Genomic DNA, 16,396 nt, shown 5'->3' with positions numbered 1-16,396 from the left:
AGTGAAGAGGCCAGAGGGAAGAACGCACTTTTGCGAGAGAAGGGCACCTGGTGGTTACCGAAGAGGTCAGGCGCGCTTCGGAGGACGCCGATGTGACACGCGCCCACTCCCTCGCGCGTGAGATCTTCTCCGGCATCGCGAACAAGTGGACGCTGCTGGTGGTCAGCACCCTCGGCGAGCGCACCCTGCGCTTCACGCAACTTCGCGGTGAGGTGGAGGGCATCAGCCACAAGATGCTCACACAGACGCTGCGCGGCCTCGAACGCGATGGGCTCGTCGAGCGCACCGTCTACCCGACCGTGCCGCCGCGCGTGGAATACGCGCTCACGGACGCGGGTCAGGAGCTGCGGCACACCGTCTACGGCATGTGCGCATGGACTCGCCGGTACCTGGAACACATCGAGGAATCCCGCGAACGATACGGCCGGGCGCCACAGGCCGCGGCCACGCCCGTCAAGAGCCGACCGGCGTCAGCCGGTCGCTGATGGTGCGAACCGCGCTCTCGTGACCGCCTCGACCATCCGCGTCAACTGGCGAGGGGGCGCGGATGCCGCCGAGGCAGGCCGGCATGGCACCGTGCCGCAGTCGGCCGGCGTCCTCGATGCTGTCCCTGTCCGCCCCGGTGCACATCGCTGCGATCAGCGACATCACCTTCGCGTCCGGGTTCGCCCCGCCACCGTTATCCGCGTCCTTGATGCGTATCGACTCGCGGGCCGGCGCCGGCAGCCGGGCCCGCTCCGCCAGACGGACCACCGCAACCAGACCGGCGTCCGCCACCAGGTTCAGCCCATCGAACACGGCGGAGACCGCCGAAGCGGCATCGGAAGATCGCATCTCGCGGATGCTCTCCCGATCTAGAGATATGGAGCCGTAGGAAGTTCAATCGTCCCAGCTCAGAGGGCATCCGCGCTGTCATGTCTGGCTACTGGACCGACCATCAGCCGGTGGATCGAGGCTAAGGAGGCGCGCCACCGTCGCGCCGGCTGCGCCCACTCCACCCCCGGCTCCCGCAGCGCCTGCATGTCCAGAAATAGCGCTTGTGATCAGTAACGGGTGTTCTGACCTGGGCTGATCGGTTTGGGATGTGGCTGTGGTCAGACGGTGCTGCCTCGGTAGCCGTGGCGAGTGTGGACGCTGGTTCCGGGCTGGGGGTCTGAGCTGCAGGTCTGTCAGATAGCGGACCGTGGTGATCAAGCCGTGTCAGCTGCACTGTGCCCGGTGTGCTTTTGGTGATCGTTGGTATACGGCGGTGCTGGGACGGAGCCCTTGCTTTTAGAGCCGGGACATGGTCCACAGGCGTGGGGTCGAGGCTCGCCAGTATTCGGGCCCCCTTCGGTCCGAGGGGGTGCGGACGCGGCCGGGGGTGCTTGCTCCGCGTCCTTGCCGGGCCTTGATGGTGGGCTTCTTCGCGCTCCCGGGGGCGGGGCGCCGCGGACGCGGTTGTTCAGGGCGCGAGCGGAGAGATCGCCACGCGACCGAGCTTTGAGTAGATTGTCCGGTAATGTCGACAGTGATCACAAAGGGGCTTCGATATGGGAATCAGGCGTACCGACATGTTCGCGATCTACGACGATCACGAGGTAGCGCGCTTTGAGGGTAAGTGGATCGCTTTCGACCCTTCCGCAGGGGTGAGCGGCGACGTGGCCAAGTCCGGGGCGGGTTCCACCACAGCTATGACACTCACGGGAGCCCCGGCTTTGTGGGTCAAGTGCATTGACGGCTGGGAGGAAGGCGGGGACTGGGCCGGGCACCTGCAAGTTGCCTGCGAGCACGAGAAGGGCAAGTGGATCGACTCAGACGACGGATGGGTCAAGACCGTGGCCAGCAGGGACAAATGTGAACCCGTGTGGTTCGTCGACAAGGGCGACCACTACGAGCTGTGGCAGGGCAAGACCAAGCGCCGCCCCCTGACCAGGGAAAAGAACTACCTTCGTTTCAACCTGGGCGCGACCCCGGGTCGCTTCACCCTCCGCGACCTGGTCGACCGCGGACATCGCTGACAGCAGCGAGGCGCTTGATCCTGCCTGACAGCGGTGCTGCCGGCCCAGGCGGGGACGCGGGACCCTGGCGGACCGGGCCGGTGTTGGCTGCAGCAGGCACACGGTGAACCGCCTTGACGCCACCGAATGCGCCCGTCTGGCGGAACTGTCGGCGGGCTGCGGCCACCAGACCCTCGAATACACCCCGGCCCCGTAACAAGGCGGGCTTGGCTGCAGCCGTGGCAGGTGTGCGGTCACAGGCCGGCCCGTCAGCCGTCGCCGCCTGCGGTATCCCGGCCGTGCAGCGGGCGATATCCGTCCCGGTGCCGGTGCTGACGGCACGCACACCGCATCCGTCGCGGTCTGCCGTGTCCTTCCCACCATTCCGTCCTGTGAAAGGTGTTCGTGGTGAGCCGAGGTCTGATCGTGGTGGACGTGCAGAACGACTTCTGTGAAGGGGGCAGTGTCCCGGTCGCGGGCGGTGCGCGGATCGCCACGGCGATCGCCGATCTGGTCCGCGAGAGCCGGGGCCGCGACTACCAGTACGTGGTCGCCACCCGGGATCATCACATCGACCCGGGAAGCCACTTCTCTGACCATCCCGACTTCCAGGACAGCTTCCCCGTCCACTGCGTGGCAGGCGAGGAGGGCGGCGAGTTCCATCCGCACTTCGCCCCCGCTGTCACCGGCGGCCACGTCGACGCCGTGTTCTTCAAGGGTGCCCACAGCGCCTCCAAGAGCGGCTTCGAGGGCGCGGACACGCAAGGGACCTCCCTGGCGGACTGGCTGCGCGCCCGCGGGGTGGAGGACGTCGACGTGGTGGGCATCGCCACCGACCACTGCGTGCGGGCCACCGCGCTGGATGCCGTCGCGGCGGGATTCCGTGCACGGGTACGCCTCGACTACTCGGTCGGGGTGGCCCCGCACACGACCGCTGCCGCCCTGGACGACTTCCGCCAGGCGGGCGTCGCCGTATCCGGCGAGGCGCCCACCAGTTAGGCCCCGGCACGATTCGCGGCCGGTGCCGGGCAAGTGTCTGACCAACGCGCCGGATCTGCTGATCAGGAGAGACGTCCGTATGCTTCGCTGCGCCGGCACCTGAAGGAGGCCTGGGGGCGGCACCGTCCGGCCGGACGCGTACCGCGTCAAGCGAGGTCAGCGCGGCGCTGGGCAGATCAACGCAACGGTGAATCTGCGCGGCTGATGGCGGTCGGACTTCGTCCCAGCTCAGTCGCGGTCGCTGTGACCGTGGCGTTCTGGCTGGGCTGTGTGTCAGGTGATGCTGGGTGCGGGTGGGGTCCAGCGGTGGTTGCGGAGCACGGTGCCGGTGACACCGTAGTCGTTCTTCAGCTGTTCGGGGATGGCGTAGTGCATGACGCGTCCGCGGGTGAGGGAGGACAGTTCGAGGTTGGTGGTGAGGTGGCCGAGGCGGTCCAGTGCCCAGGCACCGAGCGGTGAGCGGTCCTCGATGGTTTCCAGGATGCCGAGCAGATGGGGGACCGCTTTGACGACGGTGTCCCAGGGAGTGCGGGGGACTTGGAGCCAGTCGGCGCAGGTGTCGCCGATCAGGTGGCGGATCAGCGCGGAGACGATCGGGTCGAAGAACGTGCCGGGGACGACTTCCTCATACAGGTCGATCAGCTGCCGGGTCAGATGCGCGCCCTCCTCGGACGGCCCCATGTGCCGGATCATGTACAGGTCGAGGAACCGGCGTGCCTCCTCGAGGGATTCGGGGACGGTGTCCTGGTCGACGCCGAGCATCGCTCCGACGACTCGCCAGGCGTAGAAGTAGGCCTCGGCGCCCTCGGTGGACATGTGGATGCCGAGGCGGTGCAGGGAGTCCAGGACGAGCAGCGAGAAGAACATCTGCCCGCCGATCATGTCCTCCTGGCAGATCGGCACGCCCAGCGTGGTGGTGTCCCAGCGATTCTCGCGCTTGAGGTGGTGACGGATGGAGGCGTGCAGGAGGCGAACCTTCTGGGCGGCCGGGATGAAGCGACTGCCGGCCTCGAACGCGCCGGGCTGCATGAGGTAGACGGTGAACTGGCCGGTCTCCGCCATCCGCTTGGAGGGGTACTTCAATCCGTGGGTGGCCGACAGCAGCCGGGCCACGTGCGGGACGACGTAGCAGGCCGGCATGGAGGCGAACGACAGCGCGGTGGAGATGTGCACGTTGTTGTCGATGAAGAACAGGCGGGCCTTTTCCATCTCGGCCCAGTCCACCCAGGTCGGCGGGGCGCTGGTGGCCTGGAGGTATTCCCGGGCCACGTCGGGCAGCCCGTCGGGCAGGGGAGCACCGGCGGTGGACACGTACCGCATGAGGGTGTTGAACGTGCCGACCTCGCCGCGTTCGAACAGGGTGGCGACGGTGGCGTCGGCGAGTTCGTCACCGGCCTGGCGCAGGGCGTCCATCGACGCCTCGGTGTAGCTCATCACAGGGCTCCTTGGTCGTGCGGGGCGAGCAGGGCACCGTCGCGGGCATGAGGCGGTGCGGTGCGGCTGCCGTTGTTCGAGGGAGTCAGTGGTGGCGGGCCGCCGCCGACTGAGCAAGGGCGGTCAGGGCCGCGGTGGCGTGCCCGGGAAGGTCCAGGTCGTGCAGGCTGCGTGTGGCCTCTTCGACTCGCGAGGTGATCATTTCTTCGATGCGGTCCGGCGCCTTCAGCCGCCGCATCAGCGCGCGCACGGCCTCCAGACCGCTTGCGTCCAGGTCGCGTCGGCCGAGCAGGGTGCGCAACTGCTCACGCTCCTCGCCACTGGCGATACGCCATGTCTCCGCCAGCAAGGCGGTGGGCCGGTGGCCGCGCACATCGTCGAGGTTGGCCTTGCCGGTGCGTTCCGGATCCCCGAACAGGCCCAGCAGATCGTCCCTGAGCTGAAACGCCTCGCCCAGCGGCAACCCGTACGCGGAGTACCCCTCCCGCAACCGCTCACCGGCGCCGGCCAGCGCGCCGCCGATCAGGAGGGGCTGCTCGACGGTGTACTTGGCGGTCTTGTACCGGATCACCTTCAGCGACGCGGAGGTGTCCGGGGCGGCACCGGTGTGCAGAATCTCCAGGCACTCACCGGCGATCAGCTCGCGGGCCAGAGCCGCCCACAGCGGGCGGGCCCGGCCGAGGTAGGCGGCGGGCAGGCCGCTGGTGACAAACAGCTGACCGGCCAGCGACATCAGCAGATCCCCCACCAGCATCGCAAGCGAGCGGGCCGCGTTCGCCGCCCGCGGCCGGCGCCGCAACGCGCTCCGCAAGGCGACATGCGCGGTGGGGCGTCCGTGGCGCAGCGCACTGTCGTCGATGAGGTCGTCGTGCACCATCGCGGCGGCGTGCACCAGCTCCATGGAAGCAGCCGCCCGCACCAGCGCATCACTGTCCGGCTGTCCAGCCGCACGCCAGCCCCAGTAGCAAAACGCCGCCCGCAGCCGCTTGCCGTCCGCGACCGCCTGCTCCAGCTGCCGGGCGACGGGGTCCAGAGCCGGATCGACCGCCGCGAACCGGTCGGCCTCCCTGGCGACGAAGTCGCACAGCACCTCATCCACGCGGGCCTTGAACGCAGCCGCTTCCCAGCGCTCAGACACCATCGCCGGCCTGCCGGGCCGTGGCATGCCGGGCGAGCACCTCCAGATGGGCCGGTGGCGCGGCTGCGTACTGGTCGAGCACCAGGCGCCCGCGCGCGATCAGGTCCTGCTCAGCCTCAGCCGCCAGCTCCGCCGTGTCCGAGCGACGCAACAGCCCCCGCACCGTGCCGAGCGCCGAACTCAAGGTGCTCACCGCCAGATCGGCCAACCCCGCCACCAGCAGCACTACTTGCTGTTCCGGATTTCCAGGGCGTTCCGCTTCCCGAGTCATGCCTACCCCCACCCACGAAAGAATGTGAAGGCGCCAATCCCGCGCCGCGTCTCCCAGCGTCCTGTCACACCAGGTGGAGAGAGCGGAGAACTCACCAACGAGCGATCACACCGTATGGATGTACGGCCCAGCACATCCCCACCCGCCGCCCTTCACCGGACCCGCCCCGCCGGAGTTGTGCGTGGTCGGATCGCTGACATCCCCGTTGCGGTCGCTTTGACGTTCTCACGTTGGCTGACCGGCCTGGGATGACCTTGGAGTTGGTTGTGCCGGGGAGGGGTTCGCTCGTGTCGTCCGCGTCGCCGTCGTACAAGGGGCACCGGTACCCGGTCGAGGTGATCGCGCACTGCGTGTGGCTGTACTTCCGTTTCCCGCTCAGCTTCCGCGAGGTCGAGGAGCTCATGCTCGAGCGCGGCGTGCTCGTCTCCCACGAGACGGTCCGGCGCCGGTGCGCGAAGTTCGGGCAGATCCACGCGAACGGCCTGCGCCGCCGACGGCACCGTCCTGGACATCCTCGTGCGGAACCGGCGGGACAAGACCGCGGCCCGGCGCTTCTTCCGCCGCCTGCTGAAGACGACCCCCGCGGCGCCCCGGGTGATCGTCACCGACAAGCCGCGCTCCCACGGCGCCGCCCACCGCCAGGTCATGCCCTTCGTCGAGCACCGCTCGCACAAGGGCCCGAACCACCGGGCCGAGAACAGCCACCAGCCCACCCGGCAGCGCGAACGCGCCATGAAAGGCTTCCGCAGCATCGGCGCAACCCAGCGGTTCCTGGCCGCGTTCAGCGGCATCTCATCCCACTTCCGGCCCCGCCACCACCTGACGACCGCCCCCGAATACCGCGCCGAGATGACCATCCGCTTCGCCATCTGGAACCAGATCACCCGCGCCGCCGGCCGGCCCGCCGAGGCCTGAGCACCGGCCCGGAACCCGGCCCCCACCACGCCCCGACGCGCCGCCAGAGACCCACGCACCCAATAATGTGACAGCGCCGCTCGGGGTTGTCGAAGCCAACGAGCTGTTCCGGGAGGCCCTGTTGTCGCAGTCTCTCGCGCTCGCGTGTGTGGAGTCCGATTCGGGTTCTCCGTCGTGTGACTGCCTCGCGCACAGGTTCGGCAATGCGGCCGACGGCCCAGAGCGCGCCCCTTGTTACGGCCCGGACATGAAGGAGGCGGAATGGCAGATCGTCCGGGCTTTGCTGCCCGTTCCGGCCTGGCTGGAAGGGCGGGGCGGCCGCCCGGAGGGGTATTGCCACCGGCAGATGATCGATGCGGTCCGCTATGTCGTGGACAACGGCGTCAAGTGGGCGAACCTCCTCTGCGACTTCCTACCGTTCAAGCGGGTGCACGCCTTCGCCCGCCGCTGGCAGATTCAGGGCCTGCTCACCGAGCTCCACGACCGGCTGCGTGACCGTGTCCGGCAGAAGGAGGGCCGCGCGGTGGACCCGACGGCGGCGATCGTGGACTCGCAGTCACTGCGAGCCGCGGCGAACATCCCCCGCTCGACGTCCGGCTGGGACGGCGGGAAGAAGGTGGCCGGGCGCAAGCGGCACCTGGTGGTCGACTGCCTCGGCCTTGCACTGGTGGTGATGGTGACCGAGTCGAGTGTGCACCGCGACCAGTCCAGCTCGCCGCGGGAGCCGAGTTCGTCGAGGACCAGGCGGTGGAGCCTGGCCCACACCCGGGCCTTGGTCCACTCGGTGAACCGGCGGTGCGCCGTGGCCCCGGACGGCCCGAATGACTCCGCGGGAAGCTGCTGCCAGGTGCAGCCCGACGTGGCCACGAACACGATCGCGGCCAGCACCTCGTGGTCCCCGTGCCGGCGCCGGCCGCCGCCTTGAGGTCGCGACGGTGCCTCCGGTACCACGCGCTGGAACAGCTCCCACAGCTCATCCGGCACCAGTCGCTCAACGATCCCTGCCACGGCCGACAGCCCACCGAGCCAGATGAGATGACCTCTTAAGCTTCATCCGCCGAATGTGACGCCGGTCCGGCCAGCCCGTGCAACAGCAGATCCGTGAGGGTGTCGATGACGCGCTGGTCGTCTTCGCCGCCGGGGGGCGTGAGCACAGCGTAGTTGAGGGTGACGAGCATCGCGCCTATCGCCGCCGCGATGAACTCGGGGTCGCCGGGCAGCTGGTGTCCGCGCTCGACCAGGTACTTCAGATGCTCCCGAATGGTTTCTGTCTGCTCGCGCAGGTCGCGCCAGGCCCGGCCTGTGCCGGGGTCGTCGGCCACCATCGCCTGGAACAGTGCGAGCGTGACCGGGCGGTTCTGCCGCATCACCGTCCACGCGACACCGAGGTGGTCGCGCAGCTGGTCGCGGTCGGTCAGGTCGTGGTCACGGGGGTGTTCCAGGCCGACCATGCGCTCGTCGATCGCATCCTCCATCTCGGCGAGGAGCGCCTGGAGCAGCTCGTCCTTGCCGGCGAAGTGTTCGTAGAACGAGCCGGTCGAGCGTCCGGCCGCGGCGGTGATGTCGGTGATCTTCGTATTGAGGTAGCCGCGATCGTTGAACAGCCCCCGCGCCGCGTCCAGCAGCGCGGCACGAGTCTGGGCCGCCCGGACTTTTCGACTGGCGGTACTCGCCTGCGGCATGTCGTCCTCCATCGACTGTTGACAGATGCCAGCGTATCGGAACAGACTTGCGCTGAATCAACATTCAGTGAAACCAAATTCAGGGAGGCATCGTGCGAACGATCGTGATCGGTGGCGGGATAGCCGGACCCGCCATCGCCCTTGCACTGCAGCGGATCGGTCACGACGTGACCGTCTACGAGGCGTACGATGTCCCGCCCGAGGACGTCGGCGCCCACTTCAGCCTGGCGGTCAACGGCCTGCGCGCGCTGGAGAAGCTGGGCTGCCTACGCGACGTACAGGCGGCCGGATACCCCATCGAACGGATGCGGTTCTATACGGCGGGCGGCCACCTCTTGGGCGACGTGCCACGCCTTCGGCGCGAAGCCGACTCGATGCGCAGCATCTCGCTCCAGCGCGGACGGCTCGTGGCAATCCTGCGGCGCGCGGCGCTCGACGCGGGCGCGCAGATCGTCACCGGCGAACGCCTGGTGGGCGGGACGGAGTTAGCGGACAGCGTGGTGGCCGAATTCGCCTCCGGCCGGCGCGACACCGCGGAGCTGCTCGTGGGCGCCGACGGCGTCTGGTCAACCGTGCGCGGGCTGATCGACTCGTCCGCGCCGCGCGCGGAGTACGCGGGGCTCTATGGGGTCGCCGGAATCGCCACCATGACGGGTCTCGAGCCCGGCGTCTGGAACCTCGCCTACGCGCGCAACGGTGCCTTCGTATACACCAGCATCGACGAAAAGACCCAGTGGTGGACGGCTCAGATCGGGGATCCGGTCAAGCCCGACCTGCGAGGCATCGACGACGCGCAATGGCTGCGGCGTGTCACCGAGCTGTTTCCGGAGGCAATGCCGAGGGCCATCGTTGGAGCCGCGACATCGATAGTCGCGTCCGGCTACCTGAACGTCTGCGATCCGGTCCGGACGTGGCACAGTGGACGCATGGTCCTGGTCGGCGACGCCGCCCACCCTGTCGGCGTCGGACACGGCGCCTCGATGTGCATCGAGGACGCTTTGGAACTCGCGGCGGCGCTGAGCAGCGCCCCGACCGTCCCAGCGGCACTCAAGGCCTACGACGCGGCACGTCGCCCGCGCATTGACAAGCTGCTCAAGCACGGGCACAACGCCCGTGAGAGCAAGCGGCCCGGTGCCGTGAAGCGACAGGTCAACGCGGCGAAGATGCGCGTACTCCTCCCGTTCTTCGAACGGGCGCAGGGATACCTGTACGACTATGAGCCGCCTTCCCTGTCCGCCGTAGGCGGATCACAGTCCGCCACGCGCTAGACGGCCTGTAGGCCCGACGCCTCGCTCGTGAAGATGGATGCGGGTTGCCGACGATGGGTGTCGGCGGGGCCTCATTCGCAGGGGGCGCCGGTGCATGTCGAGCGTACGAGTGCGGGGTCGGATTTTCACGCCCGTTCGGTGGTGGCGTGCAACGTCCGTAACGGACACGGCGCAAGACCGTACTGGCCGACCATTGACCGACCCGAACGGATGACAACCCGGTGTGGCGCCGTATCGAGGACGATGCGGCGCCACACCCATCGAGAAGGAGAAGCAGTTGCTGAAATCGCGGGTGAGGAAGAACCTGGCCATCGGGCTGGTGATCACGGCCGTCATCGCGTCGCTGTCGGTGGTTATTGCGGACGACGGCAGCAAGGTGGAGGAGCTCAGGAAGTCGCTGATAATAGGCTTATCGGTGACGGGGGCAGTGACAGGGGGTACCTGGTTGCTGCAGCGGAGGCGTTCGGCACCGTGACCGGCGTCCGAGCACCGGCCCTGTGGTTACCGGCGCTGCAACGGCATCACCTCGTCAGTAGGCGCCGCCTCGGTGGCCGAACCACCACGGGGCGAGGGGGTGGCCCGGCGACTCCTCGACGTCTGGGACTGTGTTTCAACGGCGGCTTGACGTGGACCTCGGAGAGGAGCGACGCGAAGTCGTACGTCCGCACGGCGTGACCTCGCCCCAGCGGACGCCCCTGCCGACGGCGGACTCGACGAGCGGGTGCTACTGCGCGTCGAGGTTGCGGAGTAGTGAGGCGACCTTGGCCGGTTCCAGCATGTCGACGGCCTCGCGAGTCAAGTCCCCGACGGGTCCACAGCCGCACCGGCAGTCGGACCGGGTCGTCGCGCCCGGCTCAGCGCGAAAGACCCCGATGACCTCAGCGGTGTCCTCGCAAGACGCCTACATGTTAGTACTCCAGCAGCACTTTGATGTTTTCCCTGTTCAGGGGCGGTTTGGGAGAGTGTGGTGGGCTGGGTTCCGGCTCGTGTTCTCTTTCCCGAACCGCCCCTCGATCGTGTGCAGCCGCCGCTGATAGGGGCAGCGGTCTGGGCAGCCTCCCGGCGTGATCGACGAGCGTGCAGTTGAGATCTGGAACGACGAAATCGAGGAACTCTTCCTGCGTACCGGCCACCGCTTCAGGCGCGTCGAGCCGCGTCGCAGGATGCGTGACTACATCCGTGGACTACTGGGCCCGGTCGGCCGGAAGAACGGCTGGCAGCTGGCCGAATACGCCGGGCGTCGCACACCCGACCGCCTTCAGCGGCTCCTCAACGGAGCCCGCTGGGACGCCGACGAGATCCGCGACGACCTCCAGCACTACGTAGCCGAACGACTCGGCGAGCCGGACGGGATCCTCATCCTCGATGACACCGGCTTCCTCAAGAAGGGCACCATCTCGGCCGGCGTGCAGCGCCGGTACTCCGGCACCGCCGGCCGCACCGAGAACTGCCGGATCGGCGTGTTCGCCGCCTACGCCACCACGCGAGGACGCGCCCTGGTGGACCACGAGCTGTATCTGCCCAAGTCCTGGACCGACGACCGCGACCGCTGCCGCGCCGCCCACATCCCGGACGAGCGGACCTTCGCCACCAAACCCGACCTGGCCAAGACCATGGTCCTGCGGGCGATCGCCTCACCGCTGCCGATCGCCTGGGTGACCGCGGACTCGGCCTACGGCCAGGAACGGAGGCTGCGCCGCATGCTGGAGGAGACCGGCCTGGGGTATGTGCTCGCGGTCCCCCAGTCCCAGCAGGTGCCCCACTTCGGACGCATCGATCACCTCTTCTCCCAGGCTCCCGACGAAGCGTGGGAGAGACGTTCGTGCGGTGACGGTGCCAAGGGCCCACGCGTCTACCGCTGGGCCGCCCTGCAGATCGCCTCCATCGAGGACTTCGACGGCGAACTGCCCACCCACCAGCGGTGGGCACTGGCGCGCCGCAGCATCAGCAAGCCCCCAGGAGATCGCCTACTACCTCGCCTCCGCACCGCTCGGCACCACGGTCGAGCACCTGGTCCGCGTCGCCGGAACGCGTTGGGCCATCGAGGAAGCTTTCCAGGCCGCCAAGAACGAGTGCGGCCTCGACCAGTACGAAGTCCGCCGCTACACCGGCTGGATGCGGCACGTCACTCTGGCCATGCTGGCGCACGCCTTCCTGGCGGTCATGGCCGCCGACGCCGCGGCAAAAGGGGTAGCAGAAACGGTTCCTGTCTCGTGCCCCTCACTGTGGCAGAAGTTCGGCGGCTCCTGGCAACTGGCCATCCACCCGCCACACACGCTCATCAATCCCTGACCAGAGCACGCGCACTGAGATGGTCACAGTGGCGCAGACGACGCCAAGCCGTCGCCTGCCGCTGCCACTATCGGCGGCGGCTGCACACGATCGAGGGGCGGTCCGGGCCACGGCACGCCAGGAGTAGTCCTCGTCGCATCGCCACCTGCGAATCTGAGCAGCCATCTCCGGCGTGACCGTCGCCGGGTCGACAGTGTTGTGTGTCATCCCGGCAACCCTAGGGACGTTGCGGTCAAGGTGGCCAACGGATTGCGCCCTCGCCCGCCTGGCAGGCAGGCCCAGGACTTCGCCCTCAGAAGCGGACAGGCGGACAACTTCGGGGCGCTCCCAGCCCCAGAGAAGTTGGGAACACCATCCAGCAAGGTGAAGCGGCGTGCCGAGCATCCCGCGAGTTCATGCCGGCCCGCATCCCTCGGGCCGGCCGCCCGGCTGCCGTGCACGGTGATGCCCGGCGTGACGACCGAGGGGGCACTCTGCTCGAGCACCAGGTCCCTCGCAGCGCGGCGTAGTGCCGCTGCCAGTCCGCCGGCCACTCCGGATTCCCGTGCTCATTCACGGCCTCCAGTGCGGACTTCCACTCGCGGTGGTCGTCCAGGACTCCGGCCGTGCACGAGGTGGGGAGGCGATCTCGTCCACCTCCGCCAGGGGCGCGGCCCGTCCTCGGGTGTCATCGGCTCTGCCGCTGTGGTCCGCCACGCTTCCCGAACAGCGCGGCCCGCCCGGTACTCTGCGGCGGTGCGTACGGTCGAGCTTCTGTTGGATGACGTGGCGGAGTCAGCGGTTCGGGAGGCCTGGCGGCGGCTCGCGGACGCGGGGCTGCCCAGTCAGGCGCTTCACCGCTCACCGACCAACAGCCCGCACCTCACCCTGGCCGCCTGCCCGGAGCTGACCGCCCCGATCCGCTGGGAGCTCGCCGAGGCGGCCGCTGCCCTGCCGTTGCCGGTGCGGTTCACCGGCGTGGTCCGCTTCGAGAAGCCCACCTCGGTGCTGGCCTGGGCGTTGGATCTCGACTCCGCGCTGGCCGGCTTGCACCGCCGGGTGTGGGAGGCGGTGGCCTCGGACAGCCCGCCCGCGACCCTCAACCCACTGCACGCACCTGGGCGCTGGAGCCCGCACATCACCCTCGGCCGTACCCGGCGGGCAGGTGCCTTCACCGATCGGCGCGTCCCCGAACTGCTACCGGCGCCGCCGCTGTCAGTCCGGCTCACCACCCTGCGCAGCTACGACACCGAGACCGGTGCTCTGGAGGTGCTGGCGCCCCGCCCCTGAAACGCCCCGACGCCAACCGGTCGGCTCTCCCTGGCCGAAGCGGCGACGGCCGGCCTGTCGAGCCGGACCGGGTGGCGACCGGACCTTTCATCGGCGTCTCCTTGATCATCGGATCCGCCGTTGATGAGACACTCCCGGTCGGTCCGCCCGGGTTCTCCGGGCGTGAGGTCCTGCCGTTCGGTGAACAGTCACCGTGACCGGCTGCCGAACGGCTCATCGGTCGGGAGGGCCACGAGCTGCCGCAGATGAAGCGGCCGGCCCGAGCAGTCCCGGACCGGCCGCTTCACAGCGAGGGTCTCAACACAGTGGTGGTCGCTGTGCTGCTCGCGTGCGGCAGGACTTCGGCAACCGGCGATGCCGCACAGGCCGGGTCAGTTGAAGGCCGTGGCCACAGCATCCGAGAGCCGGTTCAGTACGTCCCGTGAGAGTCGCACTGAACCGGTAAACGAGAGGAAGCCGTGAATGGCTCCCTCGACCGGGAGGTGCTGGACCGGCACACCGGCGTCGGCCAGCTTGCGGGCATAGTGGTCGCCCTGGTCGCGCAAGGGGTCGTTCTCGGCGGTGGCGATGACGGCGGGAGCAAGTCCGGCCAGTTCGTCGGAGCGCGCCGGCGAGACTCGCGGGTCGGCGCCCTGGTCAGGAGTGCTGAGGTAGGCGCCCCAGAACCACTCGAGGTAGGAACGGGAGAGGACCGGTCCCGTCATGTTCTCGTACATCGAGGGGCTGTCGTCGAACCGGTCGACCGCCGGGTAGGCGAGCACCTGGAGCATGATGCGAGGTCCGCCACGGCGCAGGGAGTCCTGTGCGAGAACCGCGGCAAGGTTGCCGCCTGCGCTCTCGCCGAACACGGCGATGCGTTCTCCGTCGCCCCCGAAGCCGGCGGCGTTGTCCGCGACCCAGGTCAGCGCGGCGTAGGCGTCGTCGACCGCGGCCGGGAAGCGGTGCTCGGGTGCCAGCCGGTAGTCGACGGAGACCACGATCGTGCCGGAGCGGCCGGCCACGGTGCGGGCCATGTTGTCCTGGGTGTCCAGGTCGCCGAAGACCCACCCGCCGCCGTGGAAGAAGAGCGTCACGGGCAGCGGCCCGGCGTTCGGCTCGGTGACGGGCCGGTAGATACGGACGGGTATGTCGCGGCCGTCGGCGACGGCCGTGGTGTCCCGGACATCGGCGACCGGTACGGGAGCGCCGGCCAGGGCGCCGAAGGCGCGCCCGAACGCGCGGTTCTCCGCCACCGTCAGAGTTTCGGGCGCCGGTCCGCCTTCGGCGGCCACTTGCTTGAGCAGGGTCTGGATCTGCGGGTCCAGGGACATAGCGCTCACCTGTCTGAAGAAGACGGCCGTCCAGTATGGAATGGCCTTTCCAGGATCATCAGTGGCGCAAAGTTGGAATGTCAATTCCAACTTTGGTAGCGTGGGCGCATGGGCACATCAGTGAAGGCCGAAGAGCCGAAGGAGCAGCGGCTCACCAAGGGCGGCCGCAGGACCCGCGAACGCATCATCGAGACCGCTGCGGAGCTGATGTTCCACAGGGGCGCGAGGGGTACGAGCATCCCGGACATCCAGGCAGCCGCCGGGGTCAGCGCGTCGCAGATCTACCACTACTTCGGCGACAAGCAGGGCTTGGTCCTGGCGGTCATCGACCACCAGACGGACGCCCAGCTCGCCCGGCAGCGTCCGCTGCTGGACAGCCTGGACAGCATCGAGGCCCTGCGCGAGTGGTGCGACAGGGCAGGGAGCCGACAGGAGGCCAGGGGATGCGAGGGCGGATGCGAGATCGGCTCGCTCGCCAGCGAACTCGCCGACAGTGATCAGTCGGCGCGGACCAGCCTCGTTTCTGCCTTCGACCGGTGGGAAGGCCCCATCAGGTCGGGACTCGCACGCATGCAGGCACGCGGCGAGCTGAGCGAGCGCGCTGATACCGCCGCGCTCGCCACCGCTCTGCTGGCCGCCATCCAGGGCGGCATGCTGCTGTCCCAGGTCCGCCGGTCCAGCACCGCTTACCGGCAGGCCGTGTCGGCGGTGATCGACCACATCGAGAGCCACCTCGTCCGGTAGCGGCTCTGGTGTGTCAGCTCACCGCTGACACCCTTGACCTGCTGATGCAGAGTGCAGAAACAGACACTGAACTTGTCGTTTGTGGTCCGGTGTCGAACGCGGCTCGAACTCGGTCGGCGTTTTCGCGGTCCAGCGGACGTGAAGGCGGCCTCCGTCCGAGTTCCCGAAATCGAGATCCCGCGGGTCGGCGTACAGCCATTCCTCGAAGTCGCAGATTCCCTTCGCCCTGTCCACGATCTCGCAGCCGCTGGTGATGACCGCGCTGTGCAGTGTGTCCCCCGCATCGGGCTTCCCCCGGCAGGGGAACACCGTCGGCCCGGAGTCGTATCCGAGCTTGGTCGTCATCCGGAAGACCGCCTGCACCTCAACCACCTCCTTGACCCCGATCACGATCGGCTTCCTGCCGTTCACCGCGACTCTGCCGAAGGAGACCCCGCCCGCCGCCGCGGCCGGCACGGCAGCGCCCCCTGTGCACGCGATCGCCGTTCCACCGGCCGCCACCGCGCTCCACATCCTCCTCCTTCCCCTCCCCGGACCCCCGTCCCTTCTCCCGCAGCCCGTCCCGGGCGCGAGGGGCACCGGCCAGAGGGCGACCTCACCGCTGACCGACTCGAAGTCGGCCTCGGCCCGCTCGTCCCGGGCCGAGACGTCCTGCGCGGGCGGCTGCCCGTCCCTCATCTCCATGGTGACCAGGCGCCGCAATCCGCCTGTCGCCGACGCCGTCCCGCCGGGGCAGTGACCTCCCACTCCGGTCGCGGCTGCCGATACACCAGCCGTGAACTCGCCTCGCCGGCGGCCGAGCACGAGGCGACCGCACCGGTGGAGTTCACGCCTGCCGGTACGGGCGTGCCCGAGACGGGACGACAGGCTCTGTGGCGGAAGGCCGTGGAGGGATCGAGGAACTGTTCGATCGCTCCCCTCTCCACCGCTTCCCGGCCGGCCGGTGGACCTGGCTCACCGACGCCGTCCCGCGCGGCCCGGCGGCACGGATCGATCGGCGGCTCGGCCTCGGCACCGCCTGGCCCTCGGCCTCGACGGCATCATCCCGGCCGGCCCGGACCGTCCGCGACGACTCGTCGGCCTGTGGCGCGCTCG

At 68.9% G+C, this 16,396-nt stretch carries 14 protein-coding genes and 4 pseudogenes; 10 read left to right on the top strand and 8 right to left on the bottom strand.

Annotated features, from left to right (window positions below):
- Positions 1-50 precede the first annotated feature (50 nt).
- Positions 51-485: a helix-turn-helix domain-containing protein gene (locus KUM38_RS22400; RefSeq protein WP_217131206.1), complete on the top strand. Its 435-nt coding sequence runs from the start codon at positions 51-53 to the stop codon at positions 483-485.
- Here KUM38_RS22400 and KUM38_RS22395 read toward each other — a convergent pair.
- On the bottom strand, positions 454-798 hold the full coding sequence (locus KUM38_RS22395) for a hypothetical protein (RefSeq protein ID WP_217131205.1): 345 nt from the start codon (positions 796-798) through the stop codon (positions 454-456). The two genes, KUM38_RS22400 and KUM38_RS22395, sit on opposite strands and share 32 nt — an antisense overlap.
- A 755-nt stretch (positions 799-1,553) precedes the next feature.
- Here KUM38_RS22395 and KUM38_RS22390 point away from each other — a divergent pair.
- Together KUM38_RS22390 and KUM38_RS22385 are read left to right on the top strand one after the other, a co-directional pair.
- Entirely contained in the window at positions 1,554-2,000 is a 447-nt protein-coding gene (locus tag KUM38_RS22390) for a hypothetical protein (RefSeq protein WP_217131204.1), read from the top strand.
- Positions 2,001-2,387: 387 nt separating this feature from the next.
- Complete coding sequence (locus KUM38_RS22385; protein ID WP_217131203.1) at positions 2,388-2,978, top strand: isochorismatase family protein; 591 nt, start codon at positions 2,388-2,390, stop codon at positions 2,976-2,978.
- Between the two features lie 273 nt (positions 2,979-3,251).
- Here KUM38_RS22385 and KUM38_RS22380 read toward each other — a convergent pair whose 3' ends face one another.
- The 3 genes from KUM38_RS22380 to KUM38_RS22370 form a co-directional block, all read right to left on the bottom strand.
- The gene (locus tag KUM38_RS22380; protein ID WP_217131202.1) at positions 3,252-4,412 is read right to left on the bottom strand and encodes an oxygenase MpaB family protein; all 1,161 of its coding nucleotides are present in this window, start codon (positions 4,410-4,412) and stop codon (positions 3,252-3,254) included.
- A gap of 85 nt (positions 4,413-4,497) precedes the next feature.
- Positions 4,498-5,553, bottom strand: coding sequence for a polyprenyl synthetase family protein (locus KUM38_RS22375; protein WP_217131201.1), 1,056 nt, complete (start codon positions 5,551-5,553; stop codon positions 4,498-4,500).
- Complete coding sequence (locus KUM38_RS22370; protein WP_217131200.1) at positions 5,543-5,821, bottom strand: polyprenyl synthetase; 279 nt, start codon at positions 5,819-5,821, stop codon at positions 5,543-5,545. The genes KUM38_RS22375 and KUM38_RS22370 overlap by 11 nt, the downstream gene beginning before the upstream one ends.
- 287 nt (positions 5,822-6,108) lie before the next feature.
- Between KUM38_RS22370 and KUM38_RS22365 the strand changes: the two are divergent.
- Positions 6,109-6,736, top strand: a pseudogene (locus KUM38_RS22365) (transposase).
- 247 nt (positions 6,737-6,983) lie between these two features.
- Positions 6,984-7,373 (top strand): annotated as a pseudogene (locus tag KUM38_RS43645) (transposase); the annotation flags it as partial.
- A 35-nt stretch (positions 7,374-7,408) separates the two neighbouring features.
- Here KUM38_RS43645 and KUM38_RS22360 read toward each other — a convergent pair.
- Positions 7,409-7,744: pseudogene (locus KUM38_RS22360) on the bottom strand (transposase); the annotation flags it as partial.
- Positions 7,745-7,779: 35 nt separating this feature from the next.
- Positions 7,780-8,430 carry a TetR/AcrR family transcriptional regulator gene (locus tag KUM38_RS22355; RefSeq protein WP_254397585.1) on the bottom strand — a complete coding sequence of 217 codons (651 nt, stop codon included), beginning with the start codon at positions 8,428-8,430 and terminating at the stop codon, positions 7,780-7,782.
- An 80-nt stretch (positions 8,431-8,510) separates the two neighbouring features.
- Between KUM38_RS22355 and KUM38_RS22350 the strand changes: the two genes are divergently transcribed.
- From KUM38_RS22350 to KUM38_RS22335, 4 genes and pseudogenes are all read left to right on the top strand, one after another.
- A complete protein-coding gene (locus tag KUM38_RS22350) occupies positions 8,511-9,686 on the top strand; it encodes an NAD(P)/FAD-dependent oxidoreductase (RefSeq protein WP_217131199.1) in 1,176 nt (391 codons plus the stop codon).
- 277 nt (positions 9,687-9,963) lie between these two features.
- A complete protein-coding gene (locus tag KUM38_RS22345; RefSeq protein WP_217131198.1) occupies positions 9,964-10,161 on the top strand; it encodes a hypothetical protein in 198 nt (65 codons plus the stop codon).
- Between the two features lie 592 nt (positions 10,162-10,753).
- Positions 10,754-11,978 (top strand): annotated as a pseudogene (locus tag KUM38_RS22340) (IS701 family transposase).
- A 765-nt stretch (positions 11,979-12,743) separates the two neighbouring features.
- Entirely contained in the window at positions 12,744-13,247 is a 504-nt protein-coding gene (locus KUM38_RS22335) for a 2'-5' RNA ligase family protein (protein ID WP_308409016.1), read from the top strand.
- Positions 13,248-13,618: 371 nt separating this feature from the next.
- On the opposite strand, the gene KUM38_RS22330 is transcribed toward KUM38_RS22335, so the two are convergent.
- Positions 13,619-14,557: an alpha/beta hydrolase gene (locus KUM38_RS22330; RefSeq protein ID WP_217131196.1), complete on the bottom strand. Its 939-nt coding sequence runs from the start codon at positions 14,555-14,557 to the stop codon at positions 13,619-13,621.
- Between the two features lie 108 nt (positions 14,558-14,665).
- Between KUM38_RS22330 and KUM38_RS22325 the strand changes: the two genes are divergently transcribed.
- Positions 14,666-15,301, top strand: a complete 636-nt coding sequence (locus KUM38_RS22325) for a TetR/AcrR family transcriptional regulator (RefSeq protein ID WP_217131195.1) — start codon at positions 14,666-14,668, stop codon at positions 15,299-15,301.
- 18 nt (positions 15,302-15,319) lie between these two features.
- Here the strand turns inward: KUM38_RS22325 and KUM38_RS43325 are convergent, their stop codons facing one another.
- A complete protein-coding gene (locus KUM38_RS43325) occupies positions 15,320-15,985 on the bottom strand; it encodes a hypothetical protein (protein ID WP_217131194.1) in 666 nt (221 codons plus the stop codon).
- Positions 15,986-16,396 lie beyond the last annotated feature (411 nt).

Origin of the sequence: Streptomyces sp. AC558_RSS880 (genome assembly GCF_019049255.1) — a bacterium.
In the GTDB taxonomy this organism is placed as follows: domain Bacteria; phylum Actinomycetota; class Actinomycetes; order Streptomycetales; family Streptomycetaceae; genus Streptomyces.
The sequence above is the reverse complement of the archived record's forward strand: the minus strand, read 5'-3'. Positions and strand labels throughout refer to the sequence as shown.